This is a genomic window from Sphingomicrobium sp. (assembly GCA_036563485.1).
GTDB lineage: Bacteria > Pseudomonadota > Alphaproteobacteria > Sphingomonadales > Sphingomonadaceae > Sphingomicrobium.
The window spans coordinates 1,401,517-1,423,770 of the sequence record DATCMI010000001.1 but is presented as its reverse complement, the minus strand read 5'-3'; the positions used below and the strand labels follow the sequence as shown (position 1 = coordinate 1,423,770).

The 22,254-nt window shown below is 63.0% G+C and carries 14 protein-coding genes and 1 tRNA gene; 10 read left to right on the top strand and 5 right to left on the bottom strand.

The window, feature by feature from the left end; all coding sequences use genetic code 11:
• The first annotated feature begins 70 nt into the window (after positions 1 to 70).
• The 5 genes from VIL42_07360 to VIL42_07340 are packed head-to-tail and all read left to right on the top strand — an operon-like array spanning position 71 to position 5,807.
• Positions 71 to 1,729: a class I adenylate-forming enzyme family protein gene (locus VIL42_07360; GenBank protein ID HEY8592666.1), complete on the top strand. Its 1,659-nt coding sequence runs from the start codon at positions 71 to 73 to the stop codon at positions 1,727 to 1,729.
• Entirely contained in the window at positions 1,726 to 3,810 is a 2,085-nt protein-coding gene (locus VIL42_07355; GenBank protein HEY8592665.1) for a molybdopterin cofactor-binding domain-containing protein, read from the top strand. Before VIL42_07360 ends, VIL42_07355 begins: the two co-directional genes overlap by 4 nt.
• Positions 3,807 to 4,811 carry a ferrochelatase gene (gene hemH / locus VIL42_07350; protein HEY8592664.1) on the top strand — a complete coding sequence of 335 codons (1,005 nt, stop codon included), beginning with the start codon at positions 3,807 to 3,809 and terminating at the stop codon, positions 4,809 to 4,811. The genes VIL42_07355 and hemH overlap by 4 nt, the downstream gene beginning before the upstream one ends.
• A 28-nt stretch (positions 4,812 to 4,839) precedes the next feature.
• Positions 4,840 to 5,562 (top strand): acetoacetyl-CoA reductase, encoded by a 723-nt coding sequence (gene phbB / locus VIL42_07345; protein ID HEY8592663.1) that lies wholly within the window; start codon positions 4,840 to 4,842, stop codon positions 5,560 to 5,562.
• The gene (locus VIL42_07340) at positions 5,562 to 5,807 is read left to right on the top strand and encodes a ribbon-helix-helix domain-containing protein (GenBank protein HEY8592662.1); all 246 of its coding nucleotides are present in this window, start codon (positions 5,562 to 5,564) and stop codon (positions 5,805 to 5,807) included. Before phbB ends, VIL42_07340 begins: the two co-directional genes overlap by 1 nt.
• On the opposite strand, the gene VIL42_07335 is transcribed toward VIL42_07340, so the two are convergent.
• The 3 genes from VIL42_07335 to VIL42_07325 form a co-directional block, all read right to left on the bottom strand.
• On the bottom strand, positions 5,776 to 6,636 hold the full coding sequence (locus tag VIL42_07335) for a hypothetical protein (GenBank protein HEY8592661.1): 861 nt from the start codon (positions 6,634 to 6,636) through the stop codon (positions 5,776 to 5,778). The two genes, VIL42_07340 and VIL42_07335, sit on opposite strands and share 32 nt — an antisense overlap.
• Positions 6,636 to 11,273, bottom strand: coding sequence for an NAD-glutamate dehydrogenase domain-containing protein (locus VIL42_07330; GenBank protein ID HEY8592660.1), 4,638 nt, complete (start codon positions 11,271 to 11,273; stop codon positions 6,636 to 6,638). Before VIL42_07330 ends, VIL42_07335 begins: the two co-directional genes overlap by 1 nt.
• Before the next feature lie 92 nt (positions 11,274 to 11,365).
• Positions 11,366 to 12,724 carry a hypothetical protein gene (locus VIL42_07325; protein HEY8592659.1) on the bottom strand — a complete coding sequence of 453 codons (1,359 nt, stop codon included), beginning with the start codon at positions 12,722 to 12,724 and terminating at the stop codon, positions 11,366 to 11,368.
• Between the two features lie 184 nt (positions 12,725 to 12,908).
• On the opposite strand from VIL42_07325, the gene VIL42_07320 reads away from it, so the two are divergent.
• The 5 genes from VIL42_07320 to VIL42_07300 all read left to right on the top strand — a co-directional run bounded on the left by VIL42_07320 (position 12,909) and on the right by VIL42_07300 (position 17,355).
• Positions 12,909 to 12,984 (top strand) — tRNA-Thr (locus VIL42_07320).
• Between the two features lie 614 nt (positions 12,985 to 13,598).
• Positions 13,599 to 14,354, top strand: a complete 756-nt coding sequence (locus VIL42_07315) for a hypothetical protein (GenBank protein ID HEY8592658.1) — start codon at positions 13,599 to 13,601, stop codon at positions 14,352 to 14,354.
• Complete coding sequence (locus VIL42_07310) at positions 14,351 to 15,559, top strand: M48 family metalloprotease (protein HEY8592657.1); 1,209 nt, start codon at positions 14,351 to 14,353, stop codon at positions 15,557 to 15,559. The genes VIL42_07315 and VIL42_07310 overlap by 4 nt, the downstream gene beginning before the upstream one ends.
• Entirely contained in the window at positions 15,556 to 16,164 is a 609-nt protein-coding gene (locus VIL42_07305) for a hypothetical protein (GenBank protein ID HEY8592656.1), read from the top strand. The genes VIL42_07310 and VIL42_07305 overlap by 4 nt, the downstream gene beginning before the upstream one ends.
• Positions 16,165 to 16,731: 567 nt before the next feature.
• Complete coding sequence (locus VIL42_07300) at positions 16,732 to 17,355, top strand: hypothetical protein (protein HEY8592655.1); 624 nt, start codon at positions 16,732 to 16,734, stop codon at positions 17,353 to 17,355.
• A gap of 176 nt (positions 17,356 to 17,531) precedes the next feature.
• On the opposite strand, the gene VIL42_07295 is transcribed toward VIL42_07300, so the two are convergent.
• Both VIL42_07295 and VIL42_07290 read right to left on the bottom strand, forming a co-directional pair.
• The gene (locus VIL42_07295) at positions 17,532 to 20,873 is read right to left on the bottom strand and encodes a cadherin repeat domain-containing protein (protein ID HEY8592654.1); all 3,342 of its coding nucleotides are present in this window, start codon (positions 20,871 to 20,873) and stop codon (positions 17,532 to 17,534) included.
• Positions 20,874 to 21,217: 344 nt separating this feature from the next.
• The gene (locus VIL42_07290) at positions 21,218 to 22,147 is read right to left on the bottom strand and encodes a homocysteine S-methyltransferase family protein (GenBank protein HEY8592653.1); all 930 of its coding nucleotides are present in this window, start codon (positions 22,145 to 22,147) and stop codon (positions 21,218 to 21,220) included.
• Positions 22,148 to 22,254 lie beyond the last annotated feature (107 nt).

Here is a 22,254-nt window from a genome sequence, read left to right as displayed (position 1 = left end):
GGACTTCCCCAGGGATGTTCAGCGCCTCATAAGGCGGGCTTACGTAAAGGCAAAGGAGCGCCGACCGCTGATGCCCAGTGAGCTGGACAGACGTTTCGACGAGGAACTGGCCCGAGCTACAGGGGCCGGCGGGCGTCTGGTGCTCGACAAGGACGAGCAGGGCCGCGCGATCGTTGCCAACTTCCCACCGACCCTTCCGAGCTTCTTTCGTGCTTTCTGCGCTCTCAACGCCGATGCCGAGGCGATCGTTGCCGGCGGCGAACGGCTTACGTTCGGCCAGCTCGACGCTTTGTCCGAGCGGGTTGCGCATGGGCTCGTGGCCCGCGGCGTCGCCAAAGGCGATCCGGTCGGCATTGCCATGCGCAACTGCCCGAGCTGGATCGTCAGCTACATGGCCATCGCCAAGGCGGGCGGTGTCGCGACGCTGCTCAACGGCTGGTGGCAGGCGCATGAAATGGAGCATGCGATCCTCCTCGCCGACCCCAAGCTGATCATTGCCGATGCGCCGCGCGCGAAGCGCATCGGCGAGCGGTGCCACGGGCGGGACATCCTCAGCATCGAAGTCGACCAGCCGATCGAGCAGGCGCTTGGACAATTGCTCGGCGCCGGCGAATGCCCGCTCCCCGAGGTCGGCCCGAACGACCATGCGACGATCCTCTTCACCTCCGGCTCGACCGGCGATGCCAAAGGTGCGGTGTCGACACACCGGGCGGTCGTTACCGGCACTTATTCCTACGCGGCCGGGCTGATCGTCTTGCTCGGGCTTCTGACGGCGGCCGGCCAGGCGCCCACGAGCCCGCCGCGCACGTTGCTGAGCGTGCCCTTGTTTCACGTCACGGGCGAAGTGCCGGTCATGCTGAACAGCTTCGTGATCGCCCGCTGCATGGTGATTATGCCCAAGTGGGACGCCGGCGAAGCGCTGCGGCTGATCGACAAGGAAAAGATCACCTACTTCGTCGGGGTCCCGACGATGAGCCTCGAGCTAATGACCCACCCGGACCGCCACAAATACGACCTGTCATCGCTTCGGGACATTACCGCCGGCGGTGCCCCGCGCCCGGTCAGCCATGTCGAGCGGCTGCGCGAGGAGTTCCCGAATGCGCAGCCGGCGCTGGGCTATGGCCTCACCGAGACCAACGCCGTCGGATGCATCAACTTCTGGAGCAATTATGCCGACAAGCCGGGCTCAACCGGGCGGCCGGCGCCGCTGGTCGAAATCGCGATCTTCGACGATGGAGACGAGCATCTGCCGGCCAATGAAGTGGGCGAGATCGGCATCCGGACCGCTGCCAATATCGAATGCTATTGGCGCAACCGCGAGGCATCGGCGGCGCTGTTCACAAGCGACGGTTACGTCCGCACCGGCGATCTCGGTTACCTCGACGAGGACGGCTATCTGTTCATCGTCGACCGCAAGAAGGACATCATCCTGCGCGGCGGCGAGAATATTTCAGCTGCCGAAGTGGAGGCCGAGATCTACGCCTCCCCGGCCGTGGCCGAGGCTTGCGTGTTCGGAGCGCCCGACGAGCGGCTCGGTGAAGTGCCGGTCGCCATCGTGCTGACGAAGGACGGCGAGCTGCTCCACGAAGAGCAGCTCCGCAATCACCTCGAGCAGCGGCTTGCGAAGTTCAAGGTTCCCGACCGGATCATCTTCGCCGACGCGCCGCTGCCGCGTCTGGGCACGGGCAAGATCGACCGGCGAGCGCTAAAGGCACAGTACGCCCGTTGAAGGTCGACCGGCGGACGGTCCTTGTCGGCGGGGGTGCGGGCGTCGGGCTGATCGTCGCTTTCGCGCTATGGCCCCGCGGCATGGCCGGCGGCCTGCCGACGCACCGCGGCGAAGCGGCATTCGGCCAGTTCATCAAGTTCGGCACCAATGGACAGGTGACGGTGGCCGTGCCCCAGGCGGAGAACGGACAGGGCATCTGGACGGGGCTGGCGCAAATCGTTGCCGACGAACTCGGTGCGGCTTGGGACACGATCGCGGTCGAACCGGCGCCGCTGACGGGCGATTACGCCAACCTGGTGGTCGGTGACGGGAAGAGCCGCATTACCGCGAATTCGACCTCCATCCGCGCGTTCGAGGAGCCGTTGCGTCATGCAGCGGCAAGTGCGCGGGCAATGCTGGTCGAGACGGCAGCGGCTCGCTGGAATGTCGATGCCGCCGAATGCCAAGTGGCGGAAGGCCGGGTGCTGAACGCCGGGCGGAGCTTCAGCTTCGGCGAACTTGCCGAGGACGCAGCGAGCCGCGGTGCCCCGCGCAACCCACCGCGCCAGGGCGCCGAGGGGCGTCTGATCGGCACCCCCGCACCGCGCTTGGACGGCCCGGCGAAAACGAGCGGTATCTGGCGTTTCGCTGGCGATGTGCGGCTAGCGGACATGCTGTTCGCATCCGCACGCCTCGCACCACCCGGCGGCAAGCTGCGGGACTTCGACCGCCAAGCGCTCCGCGTCACGCCCGGCATTCACCATATCGCCGCCCGCGATGGCTGGATTGCGGTCGCGGCGGACACCTGGTGGGCTGCCGACCAGGCGCTCAAGGCAGCAAACCCGCAGTTCAGCGGACCCGCCACAGCTGCGGACATGCGCGGCATCTTCGAGGAGGCATTGGCCTCGAGCGGTGGCGAAACGCTGTTCAGCCGCGGCGACTATGACGGTGCCATCGACGGCTCCAGGCCGCTCGCCGCAACCTATTATGCGGTCCCGTCGCAGCATCTCGGTCTCGAGCCGCTGACCGCGACGGCACGGGTGAACGGCGATCGCGTCGAACTGTGGGCGGCCAGCCAGGCGCCCGAGTTTTTGTCCGGCGACGACCGCGCGTTCTATCCGATGCCGCCGGGCGAGCCGGCGGGGCGAGCGATGGAAGCCGACGCCGCGCCGATTGCGATCGAGCTGGCACGACAGCTCAGGCGCCCCGTCCAAGTGACCCTGTCGCAGTCGGCGAGCCAGAACCAGGACAGGCCTTCACCCGGGGCGATGGCGCGAATGACAGCGCTACCCGGCACGGGCGGAATCACGGCGGCCTGGAGCATGCGGGTGGCTACAGCCGACGGGCTAAGCTCGGCCTTGGCGCGCTTAAGAAACGAGAGCGCGCACGAGGCCCTCAGCTTGACCGGGGGCGAGCCGCCTTACGCCATCCCGCACGCGAAGATTGAAGCTGTGCGCGCGAAGCTCCCGTTCACTGCCGGCTACATGCGCGGCTCGCCGGAACGCGAGTTCACCTTCTTTAGCGAAAGCTTCATCGACGAACTGGCGCATGCTGCGGGGATGGAGCCGCTGGCGTTCCGCATGTCGATGCTCGGCACCAACGGCCGGCTCGCACGCTGCCTGCAGGGTGCTGCGCGGCTCGCGCGATGGGATGGCGGAGGCGCGGGAAGTACGATGGGCATTGCCGGCTGCTCCGCTTTCGGATCGCACATCGGTCTTGTCGCGAGTGCAAGCGTCGGGCCAGACCAGCGGGTGAAGGTGGATTGGCTCGCGGCCACCGTCGATTGCGGGCGCGTCGTCAACAGGGGCCTCGTCAAGCAGCAGATCGAAGCGGGCCTTGTGTGGGCGCTCGGCCAGGCGAACGTGCCTTCGCCGGAGTGGGTGGCCGGGATGCCGCGCGCACGGCCATACGGCGGTATTGCCCTGCTGCGCCTCGCCGACGCACCGCGCGTCATGGTCGAAATCATCTCCAGCAGCGAAGCGCCGGGCGGAGTCGCAGGCCTCGGCACGACGGTGCTCGCGCCCGCCGTCGCCAATGCGATCTACGCCGGCACCGGCAAGCGGATGCGCTCGCTGCCGTTCGATCCTATGGCGGTCTCGTGAAGCCGCCATCAGACCATCCGGAAGTGCCCGGGCCCAAAGTCGGCGTGCTGCTGATCAACTTGGGCACGCCCGACGCTCCCGAAGCGCGTGCCGTGCGCCGCTACTTGGCCGAATTCCTCAGCGATGCGCGGGTCATCGAAATTCCGAAGATCGCGTGGAAGCCGATCCTTCACGGCATCATCCTGCGGACGCGGCCGCGCAAGTCAGCCGAGGCGTACAACCAGATCTGGACCAACGAAGGATCGCCGCTACGCGTGATCACGCATCGCCAGGCCGAAGCGCTGCGTGCACGCATGCCGGACGTCAGCGTCCATTATGCGATGCGCTACGGCCATCCTGGTATCGCCGAGGCGATCGAGAAGATGGTCGGCGAGGGCTGTACCCGGATCCTGACGGCCCCGCTCTATCCGCAATATTGCGCAGCAACGACTGCTACGGCCAACGACGCCGTGTTCGCCGCCCTGGCCCGCATGCGGTGGCAGCCGGCGATCCGGACCTTGCCGCCATATTACGATGACCCGCTCTACATTGAGGCGCTTAAGGCCAACCTGTCGCGCCAGCTTGCGGCGCTGGATTTCGAGCCGGAGCGCTTGCTGCTCAGCTTTCATGGGATGCCGCAGCGGACGCTCGATCTTGGCGACCCCTATCACTGCCATTGCCGAAAGACCGCGCGCCTGCTGTCCGAAGCAATGGGCCGCGATGTCGACGTCGCGTTCCAATCGAAATTCGGCCGTGCCGAGTGGCTGAAGCCAGCGACGGATGCCACGCTTCAAGCCTATCCGAGCCAAGGCGTGAAGCGCATCGCCATCGCCGCGCCCGGCTTTTCCGCCGATTGCATCGAAACCCTGGAAGAGCTCGGCATTCGCGGGCGAGAGACCTTCGAACATGCCGGAGGCGAGAAGTTCGCGCTGCTCGACTGCCTGAACGATTCATCGGAAGGCATGGACATGCTGGCCCGCCTCGTCCGCCGCGAACTTGCCGGGTGGACCGACGCACAATAAGCGTCGGCAAAACAACAGGGAGATCAGCATGGCACGGGTTGCGATCGTCACCGGGGGCACGCGCGGGATCGGCGAAGCGATCAGCATCGCGCTTCGCGACATGGGCATGCAGGTCGCCGCAAACTACGCCGGGAATGACGAACGCGCACGCGCCTTCACCGAGCGCACTGGCATCAAGGTGTTCAAATGGGACGTCGCCGATTACGACGCCTGCCAGGAAGGCGTCCGCAAGGTCGAGGAAGAACTCGGCCCGGTCGACGTGCTGGTCAACAACGCCGGCATCACTCGCGACACGACGATGAAGCGGATGGACCACCAGAAGTGGCAGGAGGTGATCGACACCAACCTTGGCGGCTGCTTCAATATGGCCAAGGCGGTGTTCGAAGGCATGAGCAGCCGCGGCTACGGGCGCGTGGTCAATATCGGCTCGATCAACGGCCAGGCGGGCCAATATGGGCAGGTCAACTATGCCGCGGCCAAGTCCGGCATCCACGGCTTCACAAAGGCGCTCGCGCAGGAAGGCGCGCGCTTCAACGTGACCGTGAACGCAATCGCCCCCGGCTACATCGATACGGACATGGTCGCCGCAGTTCCGGAGGAAGTGCTCGGCAAGATCGTCGCGCGAATCCCCGTCGGCCGGCTCGGCAAGGCGGAGGAAATCGCCCGCGGCGTCGCGTTCCTCGTCGACGAAAATGCCGGTTTCGTCACCGGATCGACGCTGTCCATCAACGGCGGCCAGCACATGTATTGATGCCCGTGGTCGGCACTGTGCCGGACTACGCCCCGCCACGAAAGCGATCCGTGCTCATTTCCGGGCACCAGACGTCGATCAGCCTCGAGCCGGTTTTCTGGCGTGCGCTCGATGCTGCCGCGAAGGAGCGCGGCATCCCCCTGAATGCTTTGGTTGCGGAGATCGACGCGGCGCGGATTGAGGCCGCTGAGCCGCCGAACCTGACGTCGGCGATCAGGCAGTGGCTTTTCGAGCAGCGCTCATGATCGATTGGACGAAGGCGGCGCCGCGGTCCGGCGCGTGATCGAGGAACAGCGCCGGCTCGATCAGCTCCAGCTCCATGATCATCAGCCCGCCTTGACCATCCGGCACCATATCGACGCGCGCATAAGTCGCCTTCGCAGGCGCGCAGGCGAGCGCTTTTTGCGCCAGCTCAACGCCACCCGGCGGTGGTGGTGACGGTAAGGTCACGCCGCCGAGGTGCGGCTGCACCCGGAAGTCGCCGGACTTCGGCCGCTTGACCACCGCATGGCTGAACTCACCGTCGAACAGCATGAGGGAAAACTCGCCTGTTTGGGCGATCTCCTCGATCAACGGCTGGATGATCATCGGCTTGCCGCGGCTATCGGCGGGAAGGTCGTTGTGCGGGCTAAGGAGGTAGGTGCCCGTGGCGCTTGCGGAGATCGGCGGCTTTATCACCAGCGACGCGGATCCGAAGCGGCGCCGCGCCTCCTCGAGATCCGCGTCACAGCAGCTTTCGACCGCCAGGGTCGGCACCGTCGGCACGCCCTTGTCCCCAAGCTCCGCTAGATAGACCTTGTCGCCGTTCCAGCGCAGCAGCGGCGCCGGGTTGAGCAACGGCAAACATCGCTGTTCGGCCGCCTCAACGAAGCGGAGCCACCGCGAATAGTCGAGGTGGTAGCCCCAGGCGACGAGCGGCAGGACGAGGTCGAAGCCGGAGAGGTCCGCCGCTTCAGTCCACGGCACCGGCTCCACAGAGGCGCCGGCCGCTTCCAGCGCGGCTGCCTCGACATCATAGGCCCAGGCCCAAGGCTCCGGATAATCCGGTGCCGGAACCAGGATGGCGAAGCGCATTAGCGGCCGAGGAGGATGCGTGCCTGTCCGGCAATCTGGGCGAGCATCGCCGCGCTGACGTGGCCTTGAGCGCGAGCGCGCGCAACCAGTTCGAGAAACTGATCGATCCGCGCCTGGTGATGCGTGATCCAGCCGTCGACACAGTCGTCGAGGTCATCGCCCCGGCAGCGCACCAGGAACTCGATGCGCAGCTGCTCGAAATCGCGGGCCAGGCCGGCGACCAGCAGCCGCTCCCATTGGTCGGACGGCAGGAAACGGGCGACCTGCTGCTGCGCCCAGTCCAGCCCGAGCGCTTCGCCGAGACGCGTATAGGCTTTCGTCAGCGCCAGCTCGTCGAGCTTCTGGCGAGCGGCCAGCGCCGCAATCCCGAACACCCCATCGAGCTCATACAGGCGAACCAGGCCGCGCACGATCTCTTCACTGGCGCCGAGGGCGAGCAGCCGGTCGCGCCGGCCGGCAGCTTCGTTGCGGACTTCGGCGCGGATCAGCTTCGTCGCGGCCGACGAAATCTTCCGCACACCGGGTTCGAACATGTCGATGAGCTTCGACAATTTGGTCTCACCGCCGGCGGCGCGGAGCACATCCGAGAGGTGCGAACGAACGCTGGACGCGGCGATCGAGAAGAGCTCGATCCGGACCGTCTCCGGCAATGCCGCTTCCTCGATCTGCTTCCAAAGCTTCTCAAGGTCCAGCAGCCGCTCGGTGACGAGGAATGCAGCAACGACCTGCTGAAGGGACGCGCCTTCTTCCTCTGTCATGTCCAGGGCGACGCCCGGACCGAGGCGGTTGACGAGGCGGTTCGCGATTTTGGTCGCGATGATCTCATTGCGGAGCGGATGGGCCTTGATCGACTCCGCGTGCGCTTTGCGCATTGGCTTCGGGAAGGCCTCGAACAGCTCCGGCTCCATCAACGGATCGTTCGACAGCCGCAGCTCTTCGGCGGCGTCCTGAAGCATCAGCTTCGAGAGCGAGAGCACGACGGCGAGCTCCGGACGCGTCAGCCCGCGGTTCTCCTGGACCCGCCGCAGCAGCGCCTCGCTCGACGCAAGGCCCTCAACCTTGCGGTCGAGCCGGCCAGCCGCTTCCAACAGCTCGATCGTACGAACATGTGCCGGCAAAGCGTTGGCGCCGCCGGCCTCTCCGACCGAGAGGGCGAGCGACTGCAGGCGGTTGTCCTCTAGGACGATCTCGGCAACGTCGTCGGTCATCCGCGCCAGCAGGCTGTTGCGCTTCTCAAAGCTCAACGTGCCGTCCCGCATTTCCCTGTTGAGCGGGATTTTGATGTTCACCTCGTTATCGGAACAGTCCACGCCCGCGCTGTTGTCGATGAAGTCGGTGTTGATGCGACCGCCGCGCTCGGCGAACTCGATCCGGCCGGCCTGGGTGATGGCAAGGTTTGCGCCTTCGCCGATAACCTTGGCGCGCAGGTCGCGTGCGTCCGCGCGCAGGCCGTCGTTGGCAGGATCGCCGACGTCGGCGTGACCTTGGGTCGCAGCCTTGATGTAGGTCCCGATCCCGCCGAACCACAGCAGATCGACCGGCGCCTTCAGGATGGCGTTGATCAGGGTGGCGGGTTCCACGTCCTTGTCTTGGATGCCCAGCGCCTCGCGCGCTTCAGCGCTCAAATGGATCGACTTTTCGCCCCGCGAATAAACGCCGCCGCCCTTCGAAATCAGCGACTTGTCGTAATCGTCCCAGCTTGAACGCGGCAGCTCGAACAGCCGCTGGCGCTCGGCCCAGCTCTTCGCCGGATCGGGATTGGGATCGATGAAGATGTGCCGATGGTCGAACGCCGCAACGAGCTTCAGCGTCTTCGACAAAAGCATGCCATTGCCGAACACGTCGCCCGACATATCGCCGCAACCTGCAACCGTGACTTCGTCCGACTGAACGTCGATGCCCATCTCAAGGAAGTGGCGCTGCACCGAGATCCACGCGCCCCGCGCGGTGATGCCCATCGCCTTGTGGTCGTAACCATTGGACCCGCCACTCGCGAACGCGTCGCCAAGCCAGAAATTCCGCTCCAGCGCGATGGCGTTGGCAACGTCCGAGAAAGTCGCGGTGCCCTTGTCGGCGGCAACGACGAAATAGGGATCGTCGCCGTCGTGAATCACGACCTTTTCAGGATGGACGACCTTGTCGTTGACGAGATTGTCGGTGATCGACAGCAGCGAGCGGATGAAGATGCGATAGCTTTCGGTTCCTTCCGCAAGCCATGCGTCGCGGTTTGTGATCGGCGGCAGCTGTTTGGGATAGAAGCCGCCCTTGGCGCCAGTCGGAACGATCACCGCGTTCTTGACCAGCTGCGCCTTGATCAGCCCGAGAATCTCGGTCCTGAAATCGTCGCGCCGGTCCGACCAGCGAAGGCCGCCACGGGCGACCGGGCCGCCGCGCAAGTGAATGCCTTCGACGCGCGGGCTGTAGACCCAGATTTCGCGCCACGGCACCGGTGCGGGAAGACCCGGGACCAGCGAGCTGTTGATCTTGAACGCGAGCGCTTGGCGAGCCGCCGGTGCGAACGCATTGGTGCGCAGGATCGCGAGCACCAGTGCGCGAAGCCGTCGAAGGATGCGGTCGTCGTCGATCGAACGAACCTTGGCGAGCGACTTGTCGAGCTGCTCGCGGCATTCGCCGATCCGTTCATCGCGGTTCTTCGCCGTGGGGTCATGCGTAGCCTCGAACAGCCCGACAAGCGCCCGCGTTGCAGGCGACGCGCGCCGAAGCGCATCGACGACCGTGACCAGCCCAAAGCTGCTCCCCGTCTGGCGCAGGTAACGGAACCAGGCGCGCAGCCAGACAACGGCCTGCGTGTTGAGCCCGCTGTACAGAACCAGCTGGTTGAACTCGTCGTCTTCCGCTGCGCCGCAAAGGACGTTTGCAATCGCCCGCTCGATCTCGTCGACGCGGGACAGGATGGCTTCAATGTCGCCTTCGGCACCGACCTCGACGTGGAAATCGTGAATGAAGCCAATGCCGCCGGCCAGGGCCGTCGGGATTTCCTCGAGCACTCGGAAGCCGAAATTCTCGAGCACCGGGACGGCTTCGGACAGTGGAATGAGGCCGCCACGGCGATAGGTCTTGAGGCGGAGTAGCCCCGGCGCATCGCTGTCGGCGCGGAATATCCGGACACCCCGTTCACTGTCGTCCGAAAGGGCGCACAGGCGAAGGATGTCGGCCGCGCCTTCCTTCGCGGTGCTGCGCGAGCGATAGCTTTCCGGAAAGGCGCCGATGTACGTCAAGGCGAGGCGGGTGGCCCGCGGCGCCCCGGCCTGCTCGATCAGTTCGGCTTCGACGCCCGGAGCCCAGCCGCGCACCATTTCGACGACAGCGCGATCGAGCTCAGCCGAGTCCGGCTGCGGCGCATCTTCGTCGATATATTGGGTGAAGCGGATCAGCGCGAGGTCGGCGTCGCCAAGTTCGACCGACCAGCTGGTGATTTCACGCCCAACCTTCTCTTCAAGTAGCTCCGCAATCGCGACCCGGCGGTTGGTGCTGAGTTCCTCGCGCGGAAGCCAGACGAAGGTGAAGAGCTGGCCCTTGAGGATGCTTCGAACCTGCAGGATCGCCGGCCGAGGACGGTCCGCGAGCGACATCGCCGTCAGCACCAGTTCGCGCAGCGAAGCATATTCAATGGCGATGACGACGTCGCGGGGCAGCGACGCGACGGCGTGGCGGAGCGCCTTGCCGGAATGGCCCTTCGGATCGAAGCCGAAGTCACGGTCGAGCTGCTTCAGGCGCGCGCGCAGGACCGGCACTTCCTCCGGCGGGACGCGCAAGGCTTCGCTGGTCCACAGGCCGGCATGGACGCCGATGCCGAGGACCTTGTCGCCGTCGCGGACCGGCGTCACCACCAGGTCGAGCGGGACGCGGCGGTGAACGGTCGACTTGCGCTCGGCCTTTGCCATCAGCGGCACCTGGCCGCCTTTCTCCAGATAATTCATCGCGCCCGCGGCCCCGCCCTCATCGGTGGGGGCGCCGGGGATGCTGAAGATGCCCAGCGCTTCGCTCGGCTTCTCGTACGGCCTTTCAACCTGATATCCGAGCAGCGTCATCGCGCCGTCCGCAAACCAGTTGAGCAGCGCCGCGCCTTCCTCGTCCGCTTGCTCCGCATCCGCGCGCATTCGTCCCTGCAGCGACTTCCAGTCGCGCACGGCCAGGCGAACATCCTCAAGGACGCGGCGAAGGTCGGCGGCGAGCTCCTGCCGGCCGCGCGCGTCGGCGCGGTCGAGCTCGATGTACATGATCGACTCCCGCCGCTCCTTGTCGCCGCACAACGGTTCGACGCTTTGAAGCGCGCCATCTTTGCCACGGTCGACGCACACGACGGGGTGGAGCAGCCGGTGGATAGTCAGTTGTCGCGCGGCGATCGCGTTAGCCACGGAGTCGACCAGGAACGGCATATCGTCGTTGACGATGCCGATCCGCATCCTGCGATGCCCGACTTCGCCCCCGATGGACTGGATCTGGAGCGCGAGCTCGCCGCGGCTGCGCTTGGCCGCGACTTCAGCGAGGAATTCGGCTGCGTCGCGCTCCGCTTCACGCGTGAAATCCTGGGTCTCTCCTGGAAGTGCGTTTCCAGTCAGGGCCTTACGGATCGACTCGACCAGCGGGGGGTCCAGGCGCGTGTGAGCCGTCATTGAAGTTATTGCTCCGGGGACTGTAGTGCGGGGATGGCGGGCCTATAGACCCGCCCTCCGCAGGGGAACAACCCCGGCGCTTGCCGGAACGGTCAGGCGGCGCGGCGAATCGCGCGTTCGACCAACGCCTCGTCCTCGACGATAGCGACCAGCTCATGCTTGCCGTCCTGCCCGCGGCGCGTGACGACGACCGCAAACTCCTCATCGCTCGGCACTTGGGCGAGCGTGATTGGCGGCGCCGAGCGCAAGCGAGCGCGCGCGGCTTCGCTCTTTGTGTCAGCCTTTGGTTCGGGGCGCCGGGCCTGGCGTTCCGCCGCGACCAGCGCCTTGAGGCCACCCGCCTGCTGCTCGATCAAGGACTGAAATCCGCCCTGCTCGACATCCTGCCGCATGCCGTAAGACAGCGCCGCGGCGAACTCGGTCAGCCGGGCTTTGTCGTAATCGATCCCGAACACGAGCTTGACAATAGGCGTCATCGGCGCCCGTTCCTGCGCCTTCAGGCCGGATTCCTCGAGCAGCTCGGCATAGTCATCGGGGTCGGCACGGGCGGCGAGCGCGAAGTCGTAAGCAAGCGAGAGTGCGCGGTACAGCGCGGAGCGGGTCCGGCCCTCGCCGGCCTTGACTGCTTCCGCGGTCTCGCGGGCGGCCCACAAGCGGTCGGCAAGGCCCGCGTCAGCGTCGATTTCGATCGGCCGGAGTTCATCGTCGTCGCTGCCGGCATCGCTCAGCGGACCGTCTTCCCAAGAGAAATGCGGTACCGGCTGATGCGGCGCTACTGGAGTTTCGAGCGGCTGGTCCAGTTCCAGCGGTTCGTCCGCCACTGCCACTTCCGCTTCGATATAGTCTTGCGCCGGCTGTTCGTAGTCGCCGTCGAGCGAGGTCGCGTCCGTCGAGGTGACGGGCTCTTCGGCCCGCGGCGACTGCGTGACGGCCACATGCTTCCAGTTGATGACGCCGTAGATGAAGTCGATCGTGTCGCCATCCGAAGAGAAGGGCATCAGGATGCCACGATAGCAGATGGTTTCGTCGCGCTGATTGGCGAACTCGGCCTCGAAGCCGATCGGCGCGCGGTTGGCGATGATCTGCAGATAATGGTCGGTAAGCCGGGAAAGCAGCGAGCGGCTCGGGACGTCGGCAATGGTGCGCGTGTCTTCGTTGAGGCCGCACTCCTCGCGGATCGCTGCGCCGATGTACGGCACCGCCGGATTGTCGCGGCCGCAGGTGAAATCGAGCAGGACGCTGTGCGCGGCAAAGTCGTTGAGGTCCTCGGGCTCGAGATCCTCGATCGACGGAAAATCGCGGCCCTCGAGCAGCGAGACCCAATAATTATAGGCGCGCACGTGCATCCGGCGCTCGTCGGTGCCGATCGCTGCAGCGACATCATGCGCGTGATCGGCCTCGGCGGATGTGCCGAGCTCGAAGTCGCTCGGATGCTCGCGGTAACTGTCCATGCGCCCCGGGGCCCCACCTTCCCTAAGTTCAGCCCGGAAAATGGCCGACGCGCGTTACCAAAGCGTTAAGCATGTTCGGCGGCCGCTTCCGCGCTTGCCCGCAAGACGGTGCGCTGTTAGGGGCACCGCCGCGACGATTGGCCCTTCAGGGCCGCCGCCGCACGGCCTCTTTTCGTAGAGCCAAGCCGCTTTAGCTCAGCTGGTAGAGCACATCATTCGTAATGATGGGGTCGCGTGTTCGAGTCACGCAAGCGGCACCACCTTATTTCAACAGGTTAACTCCGGTTTCCGGTTCAACCGTGATCCTGGCCTTTCCGTCCAACAATCACCTGGCAAGCACGAACGCGGGCGACCATGCCGTTGCCGTGTTCTTGTTGCGCTATCCACCTGCTGATGACTTTAGCCCGCCCGCGCCCCTGCCCGATCGTTCTTAAAGGTGCTGTGGCTGCGGACATAAGCTCCACCCGAGAACATCGGGCAGAGTTGGCGTCGTGCGTAAGAGGAGTCGGTCAGAGCGAGCATGTAAGCGGAACTGATCATTAGGCTGTCTTCGGGTGCGGGAAGCGTTCGCAGATGGTGGCCCGACCGACCAGATCAAGAAGCATCACGAGCAATAGTGTTGGTCGATTGATCGTCGTTGGTAGCCGGTCCACAGCAAGCAGGGCACCGGCGCTCCCGTAGCGGCGATCACCGACAAGGCTCCACTATCGCCCTGAGATCCCGCGTCGTTGCTAACCTCTTCACCGCAACCTTGGCGTCCCCGAAGAGCTTCTCCGTAACGCACGGCTCCAGCATCTTTTTTGTAGCTTGCGATCTGATAATCTTCCTGCACATTGTGAGTGCGGCTCGGGGGCCGTGTGATTGGGGGGCGTACATGAGATCGATTATCCAGCTGGCAGCGGCCGCGCTGTTAGTGCTGAATGCTGCATCCGCAGCAGGCGCGCAGGAGCGAGCTGCAATCAAGCAGGGGTTTGAATTGCCCGCTAATAGCGGCAAAAAGATACTGGTGTTTCGCCCGAAAGTTAGTGTGGGCGCCCAGTCCACCGGAGGCATGTTTGAACCGCGTGCCGAGTGGACTGACCAGGCACGAAAAAACATCGAGGCGGCGTTGCTAAAGCGCCAGTCCGCCTTGGGTAACACGGTTTTGACTGCACCCGAGGCTTACGGCCAACAGGCCCAGCTGCTTGAGGAGTACACGAACTTATTCGACGCGGTTTCTCAGGCGGTGATGAGCTATCAATTTTTCGTAGGCAACCGACTGCCGACGAAGAAGCGGGATAATAAATCAGGCGTCTTCGACTCGTCCCTCGGCGAGGGAATTCGCAGCCTTCCGGGAGCCGAAGATGCTGACTATGCCTTGTTCATCTATAATAAAGATGCTTATGGTTCGACGGGGCGGAAGATACTTCAGGCTGTCGCCTTGCTTGGCCCGGGGTTGGCCATCAAGTCGGGCGAACACAAAGGTGCGGCGGGGCTAGTCGACCTCAAAACCGGGGATCTTCTGTGGCTGAACGCGGACTTCGCGATGGGTGGCGACGTGCGCGAGCCAGACGGGGCAGAGAAGAGAGTTCGCCAGCTGCTAGAGGACTTCCCTGGTAGCACGGTTAAGCACGCTGAGGCTAAACGATGAAGAGCGCCTTCATCGCTGCTTGGAGCGCTTTGGCGCTAGCGGCACCGGGCAGTGGAGCGCCCGAGATGAAGCCCGCGCCGCCACCTCCACCATACGCCGGGGTTTACCAACCGCAGGGCGTGGACGAGATTGGTTTTTGGCGAGAAGACGACGAGAGCGAGCAGAAGCTGGCGAATTCGCCGGTGCTAATCCGCGACGAGACGCTTACCGCCTACGTGAAGAGTGTGCTCTGTGCAGCAGTCGGGTCGGACCGCTGCAACGCAACGCGCGTCTACATTGTGCGAGAGCCGAGTTTCAACGCCACCATGTCGCCAAACGGCACAATGCGCGTTTACAGCGGCCTCCTGCTCCGCGCGCGAAGCGAGGCCGAGCTTGCGGCCGTACTAGGGCATGAATTTGGGCACTTCGAAAAGCGGCACACCCTTGCCCGCTTCAAGGCCCGTCGCACCGGAACCGACCTGCTGAGTTGGGCAGCTGTCCTAGCCTCGATGTCCAACAGTTCAAATGTGCACAGGAACTTTCAAGATTTGGAGTTATCTGTCTACGGCTCTCTGCTGCGCTTCAGCCGCGATAACGAACGGGAGGCAGATCTCGTCGGCATCAGCTACCTGAACGGTAGCAACTTAAGGCCACAGGCTGCCACGCGCGTCTGGCGCAACTTCATGGCTGAGACCGAGGCTTCTGCTTCCGCGCGCGGGTTGAAGAAGCCCCGGTTCGACCGAATCGCGTTCTTCGCCAGCCATCCGCCTGAAGCTGAGCGAGCGGCTTATTTGAGCGAGCTGGCTGCGCCGGATGGAGAAACGCGTACCGAAGGGGTACAGCGGTACAAACAGGCGCTAGCGAAATGGCTACCTATCTTCCTTGAAGATCAGATTAAGCTGAACGACTTCGGCGGAAGTGAATACCTCATCAACGCGCTCGCGCAGGACGGCTGGACCGCGCCACTCTGGTACGCTCGTGCTGAGCTGTTTCGGATGCGGGGGGCGCCGCGCGATCTGGTTCATGCGGCCGACTTTTACTCGAGAGCAGTGGCGCTGGAACCGCAGCTTGCCGAAGCCCATCGAGGACTAGGGCTATCGTTGATCAAAACGGGAAGGACAGCTGAAGGGCTGACAGCACTGGAGCGATACCTCCAGCTGAAGCCGGACGCTTCCGACTTAGCAATGATCCAAATGACTGTAGGATCGGTGGGAGGGAAGCAATGACGATCATCAAAGGGCGGCCGTGGGCTCTCGCCGGCCTGTACGTTGCTGCTCTTGGTGCGCATCCGGCGTATGCCAATGCTTACCGGGAGAAAGGCAAGACGGTCGAAATTGCCGGCTCGAACATGATGGTCACGCCGCCGCGTGACTGGAACCGGCTAGATCAGAGACCCGGCAGATACGCTGAGACTTGGACGCTCGACGGCGAACAGCTCAACGACGTAACGTTCTATGGCGGCGTCGAGCCAGGGGCGCCGCTCGTCAAGGAGCGCAATAAGAAGCGGGATCCGTTGCCGAAGTTCACGACGAGCACCTTGCTCATCGAAATACCGGAGCTCCTCGAAGGCACGTACCGAGCATACAAGAAGATTGGCGGCTTCAAACTAACCGGATCCAGGCCAGAGCGGTTCCTAGGTGAACAAGGCGTGTACTTCACCTACGAATATATCGACAGCGATGAGCTGCCGAGGAAGGGGGAGGCGCGAGCCGTGCTGATCGGAAACCGACTTTATATGGCCACGTTTGACGCTCCGCGTCTGCACTACTTCGACCGGACATTAGCCGATTTTCGCGCTTTGGCGGACACGGCGAGCATTTCCAACCGTTGAACTGATGTCCGCATTGCACCCATTGCGGACATCTCTGTCGCCGGAAAAAACCCGAGTTTCGGCCGTTTCTTGCACTAGAGCCCAGCAGTCTTAATTGGTGCAAAGCCGGAGCGCCGAGCGATGGTCGCGCGGCGTTGGTAGTTCAGGGGAATCAGATGCGCGTAGTTGGGATTGTTAGTGCGGTATGGGGGGTTCTGGTCTTCTTGTGGTGGGCCCAGACTTCGCCGGACAGTGCGCCGCAACAGGCGGCGGCCGCAGCTCAGGCGCTCGTGCTCGCCGGCATTCCGTACATGGTGGCGTCACTCCTGCTGCGAAGCTCCGACGGAGACACGAAGGTCCACTGACCTGTATCGACGCTGCCCTACAGCAAAGTAGTCGCCTGCTCGGTCGACAATGCAGGAACGTTCGACATGGACTCAGAGCGCGATCTTTGGTTCTCCCGCCCCGCACGCATGCGTTTCGAACTCACCGGTAGAACTAACGTCGTGGATATTGCCGACCTTGCTATCGCTTTCCAACAGGCCTTAGGCCTTTATCGCGTGACCAATTAGACATCGCTGGCCCCCAGTGCTGAGCATTCCTACGGCCCTACTAAACCCTTCGCGGCTCCTCTCTTCGGATGACGTGCTGCGGCGCCCATCTGCTGCGCCCGCGGAGCCGGGAATCTACGCTTGGTATTTCGGCGAAATTCCGGGCGCTGTCGACGCAACCGGATGTCATACTTCCAACGGCCTGACACTGCTCTATGTCGGCATCTCCCCCTCGGCGCCTCCGACCAGCGGCAAGGCGGCAAGCAGGTCCACGATCCGGCAACGGCTCCGGACCCATTTTGGCGGCAATGCCGAAGGCTCTACTCTCCGACTGAGCTTGGGCTGCCTTCTTAGCCAGCATCTCGGGATAGCGCTCCGGCGAGTTGGCAGCGGCTCGCGGTTTACGTTCACCAACCCGGGAGAGCAGCGACTAGACGATTGGATGAGCCGCCACGCGTTCGTCGCGGCCCATCCTTGCGATCGGCCTTGGGAAGTCGAAGAGCGTATCCTTGCGAGCAACCTGGCGCTCCCGCTCAACATCGATGGAAACCCGTGTATCGAGCACGTCGCTCGGCTCTCCCCGTTGAGAAGGGCCGCTAGGGCTGCCGCCAAGGAGCTTGAGATCGTCGTCGACAGCGGCGGTCCGCGGCGCCCGGCTTAATGTCTGCTTCCGACCCAAAGCAGACTTTAGCGGCATGTCCGCACTCGACGCAGGTAGACCGTAGCGGACCGAGCTAGCCGGCCTAAACACCTCTGAGGTCCTCCGGTAGCGTCGGCTCGCTGATGATCTGCTCAAACGGTTTCCACCATGCCGCAGGGAGCTCGCCGCCAATTGCGTCAGCGGCTCACGCCAAACCGCATCATCAATCGATTGTCCGCCTGTTGAGCGCGAGCCTCGCGCTCCGCATCGAGACCGAGAGCATATTCATTCCGCTTGCCGAGGTGCCTCATGACGCCGACGGAGAGAAGATTAGAGGCATAGCCCTCTACCACCTCACGCCGTGCCTGCGCCTGTATTCGCCACCTGAAGCTTGGAGCCAGCCTGAACTTGAAGCCAAGCTGGTAGCCGCAGTCAATTGAAGACGAGTCCTGCTCCGTATCCTGGCAGAGCAGGCCTGGGCTGATATCTAGGCGCGTCGGCTCAGCCCTGTCCACGTGACCAAAAATGATTGGGATTTGCACGGGAACGCTGAGCCTCGTTACGTCGACCTTGCCAACGAGGAACAGGACCTTCGACCCTTCTTCGCCCTTGTAGTAGGCGTTCAGCTTGGCCGAATTTAGTTGCTCCGAGGCCCTAGATAGAGTCGCGTCCGTCGTGATTGTGGTCCCGGCGAGCTGTATGTCACCGGATAGTACCGCACCATAGATGTGGCGGTAGCCGGTCATGCGACCTCGAAGCGCAAGCCCATCATCATTGAGGCGGAACGAGTACCAGGCTTTGCCCCAACCGGCGAACGCGCCAAAGCGGAGCTGGTCGGCCAGATGAGCACGGCCATAGACGTTCAGCTGCAGGCTCTTGTCGGAGATGCGGCTGTCATCGAAGGATGAGAGTTTGTCGGCCGACGTAGTGCCGAGAAGTGCAGCGCCAATCACCACACGTTTGTCGAGCTTCTGTTCGATACCCGCTGCAGCGAGCCCTCTCGTGGTCCAATTACCGTTCACCCGCGTGAAGCCGACCCCCGTATCCACGAAGGTTCGAGTCCGAGATTTGCATGAGGTAAGATCTTTGCGGAAGTTGACGCCTGCCGCTTGAATGTAGTCGTCTGAGTTTGCCTGCCCGGAAAACGATCGTCGCGGATCAAAGCAGAAGCTCTCGTCCACGTTGAGAAGCCCTTCATTGTACTGGAGCATGGTCGAGAGGCTCGAGAACGCATGGTTGCGAAGATTACCCCGCAGATTCTCCCCGATCTCGTCCAAGCGGCGGGCAAGTTCGTCAACATTCCTGATGAAGACGGTAACCGTCTGAGTTGCGAGGTTTCCGTTGCCATCACGTGCCTCTACCAGCAGAACATACGTGTTGTTTCTGTCGCTATCGACCGGGTTCTCGTAGTCTGTCTCAGCCGTAAAGGTAATTGCCCCAGAGCTATCGACTGAGAAGCGGCCTTGGTCATCGCCTCCAACGATTGACCACGTGACTGGAACATTGCTCGTCAGGGTAGTGACGGTCGTTGTGCCCTCGTTGACGGTGATCGCCGAGGCCGCAGCACCCGGACCGTTGCTGGGGCCGGTAATTGCCGGCGCCGTGTCGGCGAGGTCTGCAATCGTCACTGTAACTGTCTGGGTCGCGGAGTTGCCGTTGGCATCTGTACCTTGGACCGTCAGCACATAGGTGTTGTTGGTGTCGGCATCAGCGGGTGCCTCGTAGTCTGGAGCCGCAAGGAAGGTGATCTGGCCCGCCGGGCTGATCGAGAAACGGCCCTGGTCATTGCCACCGACAATTGACCAGCTGCTGATCGGGACGTTGCTCGTCAGGGTAGTGACGGTCGTTGTGCCCTCGTTGACGGTGATCGCCGAGGCCGCAGCACCCGGACCGTTGCTGGGGCCGGTAATTGCCGGCGCCGTGTCGTCCAGGTCGGTGATGTTGAGTGTGACGTTGGTTGCGGTTGACCAGAGGCCGCCGGCATCTCCTGCCTCGATGGCATAGGTGAAGCTGTTGGGCGTGATCTCGTAGTCGTTGGTGGCCACTCCTGCGGCAGCACCGGCTGCAGTAAGCGTGATGCGCCCCGTTGCATCGATAGAGAAAAAGCCGTCGGCGCTGGTCTGGTTAGCGGTCGCGGCAAAGCGGAAGCCAGTAACTGCAACGTCGTCGCTAGCCGCTACAAGGCCGACCTGAGCGCCGGAGCTCTGGTTCTCGGCGTAGTTGAAGGACTGGCCAGCAGTGATGGTCGGAGCAGCATTCGGCGCCGCTTCATTCACATCCGTGACGTTAAGCGTAACGTTGGCGGCTGCCGACCAGTTGCCCGCAGCGTCGCCCGCCTGCACGCCATAGATGAAGCTGTTGGGCGTGATCTCGTAATCGTTGTTGGCGACGCCCGCGGCCACACCAGCAGCGGTGATCCTGATCGCACCTGCATTGTCGATGGTGTAATAGCCATCAGCGCTGGTCTGGCTGTTATTGGCCGAGAAGCGGAACGCGCTAACACCCACCGCGTCCGTGGCCGCCACAGTGCCTACGGTCGCATTTGCCGACTGGTTCTCAGCATAGTTAAACGACTGAGCAGCAACGGCAGGAGCCGTGTCGTCCAGGTCCAAGACCGTGACCGTAATCGTCTGGGTTGCCGTATTTCCATTCGCATCAGTGGCTCTGACGGTCACTACATAGGTGTTGTTAGTATCGTTGTCAGACGGATTTTCGTAATCGGGAGCTGGGGTAGCCCCGTTGAAGGCAAGCACACCCCCTGAGCTGATCGTGAACTTAGAAGAGTCAAAACCTCCAACGATCGTCCAGCTCGTGATCGCCTTGTTAGCCGTAAGCGTTGTCACTGCCCGCTGATTTTCGTTTACGCTGATCACGGAACTCGCTGAGCCTGCTCCACCAGACGGCCCCGTGATCACCGGCGGCGTAGCATTTGGGAAATATTGATTAAGCGCGTTGAGGGCAGCTCCCGCATTTGCGCTCCCGTCGAGGTTGTCCGGAAGCAGGGTTGCAAGGCTGAGGGAGCTTTGCGGAAACTGAAGAATGTAGGTTTTCGACTTGCCGGCCGTCGGCGTGTAGCCATCGTTGACAGTCTGCGCTGCACCGATTGTGACGCCAATCCAGTCGAACTGGCCAGCGCCAGCATTTTTGACCCAATTGATCGCCGCAGGGAATGTCACCGGTGAGCGGCCATCGCTGAAGTTGATGGTTGCGGTTATCGATGTGTCATTGCCTTGAGTGCCTCCCCAAGTGCCGTTTGCAGATACCTGACTAACGGACATGGACGAGATCGCCAGGCTACCAAACAGCTGACCGGCGTCCGTTCCATTTGGATTGCCCGAATACTGAGCAATTGCGCCGCGGCTGAAATTCGCCGTTAAAGTCTGCTGCGCAGCAGCCTCGCTGCTACCCACAACTGCCCATGCTGTGAGCGCACCAACCATCAAGTAACGCACTTGTAATCCCCCGCCCGTCGAGCCGCTGCTCGGCGGGTCCGATAAGTTGTCCCGTTTCGACGAAGGAAAATCCGGCAGCCGGACCATGATCCGTGCGCCTCTCTAATCAGCCCCCCGGCTAGTATCAAAGACTCGGTTTACCTTCGCCACACCCGCGTAAAATGGACGGAAAAGGTTAACGAACGCCCCAATTTGGACCCATCTGATTTCAACCCAGTTTCCGTCTTGTGATGGCTTCGTGCCGGCTGCGTACGAGCTCGAAGCTCATTCTTCTTCCGCCGAGAACGGGTTTGTCGCCTTCAGAGCGGGAACTTGAACGGTTCGTCTTTCAGGCCATCAAGCCGACCCTCTGCCAATGCCAAACGGGTCGTGTTTCGGCATTGTCTGGAACGTCCGCTTTCCACCCATTGCAGACGTTGATTGGTCCCGGTTTAGACTGACGCCGCTGCCCCGGCGATCAGGTCAAGATGTTCATCCCAGGTACCGCAGCAGCCGCCAAGCACCCTGACGTTTGGCAGCCGCGCCGCGAGCACCCCCATCAGCTGCGCGAGCTCGCGTGCATCGCCGCGTTCAAGATGGCCGATCTGACAAAGTTCGACCTTGTCCTTCGCTGAAGCATTCGGTCGGAGAAGACCTATTCGGTTGAGCCACTCGCCCTGGTCCCTAAGCAGTGGCTCGAACTCCCGCGGATGTGCGCAATTGATGCCGTAAAACAGCGCGTAACTGTCGGTTGCTCGGTCAACGTCCTCAATGGTTTGGCGGAAGGATCGCTGTCCCCCCGGTTCATCCGGTGAATCGGTCATAAATGACACGACTATGGGAAGCTCGCGAGCTTGCGCCGCGCGTATCACCCCGATCGCCTCGTGACTGCTTGTGAATGTCATCGCCTGCACGAGATCAACGCCCGCCGAGGCCAGATTGTCCATCTGGGTCCCATGGTAGGCCTCGGCAGAGGAAGCTGTGACGGTCTGGTTGCGCTCGTAAGCGTCGCCTTGAGGCCCGACGATGCCGCTCACCAAGATGTGAGGCAATTTCTCAAGATAGGGTTCAGCAACCTCCCTCAGGAACGCGACGGAGCGATGCTGATAATCGGCAAGTCTAACAGCATCGATCCCCAACAATCCGGCCCAATCAGGACTCGCGCGATAGTCCAACCCACCAAGCATAACGCTCATGCGGTGGCGCACCGCGACCTGGAGCACCGCCTCGTACATGGCTTTCAGTTGAACTACCGCGGCGGCGTCGTCGAGCAGCGGAAACAGCGCAAACTTTGGCAATTCGAAACCGTGGCCGTACATCAGCTCCGTTTCCTGGCCTCCCTCAGCGAGGTAGCGCAAGCCAGACAGAAAAGGTGACTGCATCGTCAGGCCTCCAACGGCATGTTGCTACGCTGGGCCATGTCCGCTTTCCACCCATTGCAGACATTGAAAGCTTAGGTCTGCCTTCGACCCATTGCAGACGTTAGCGT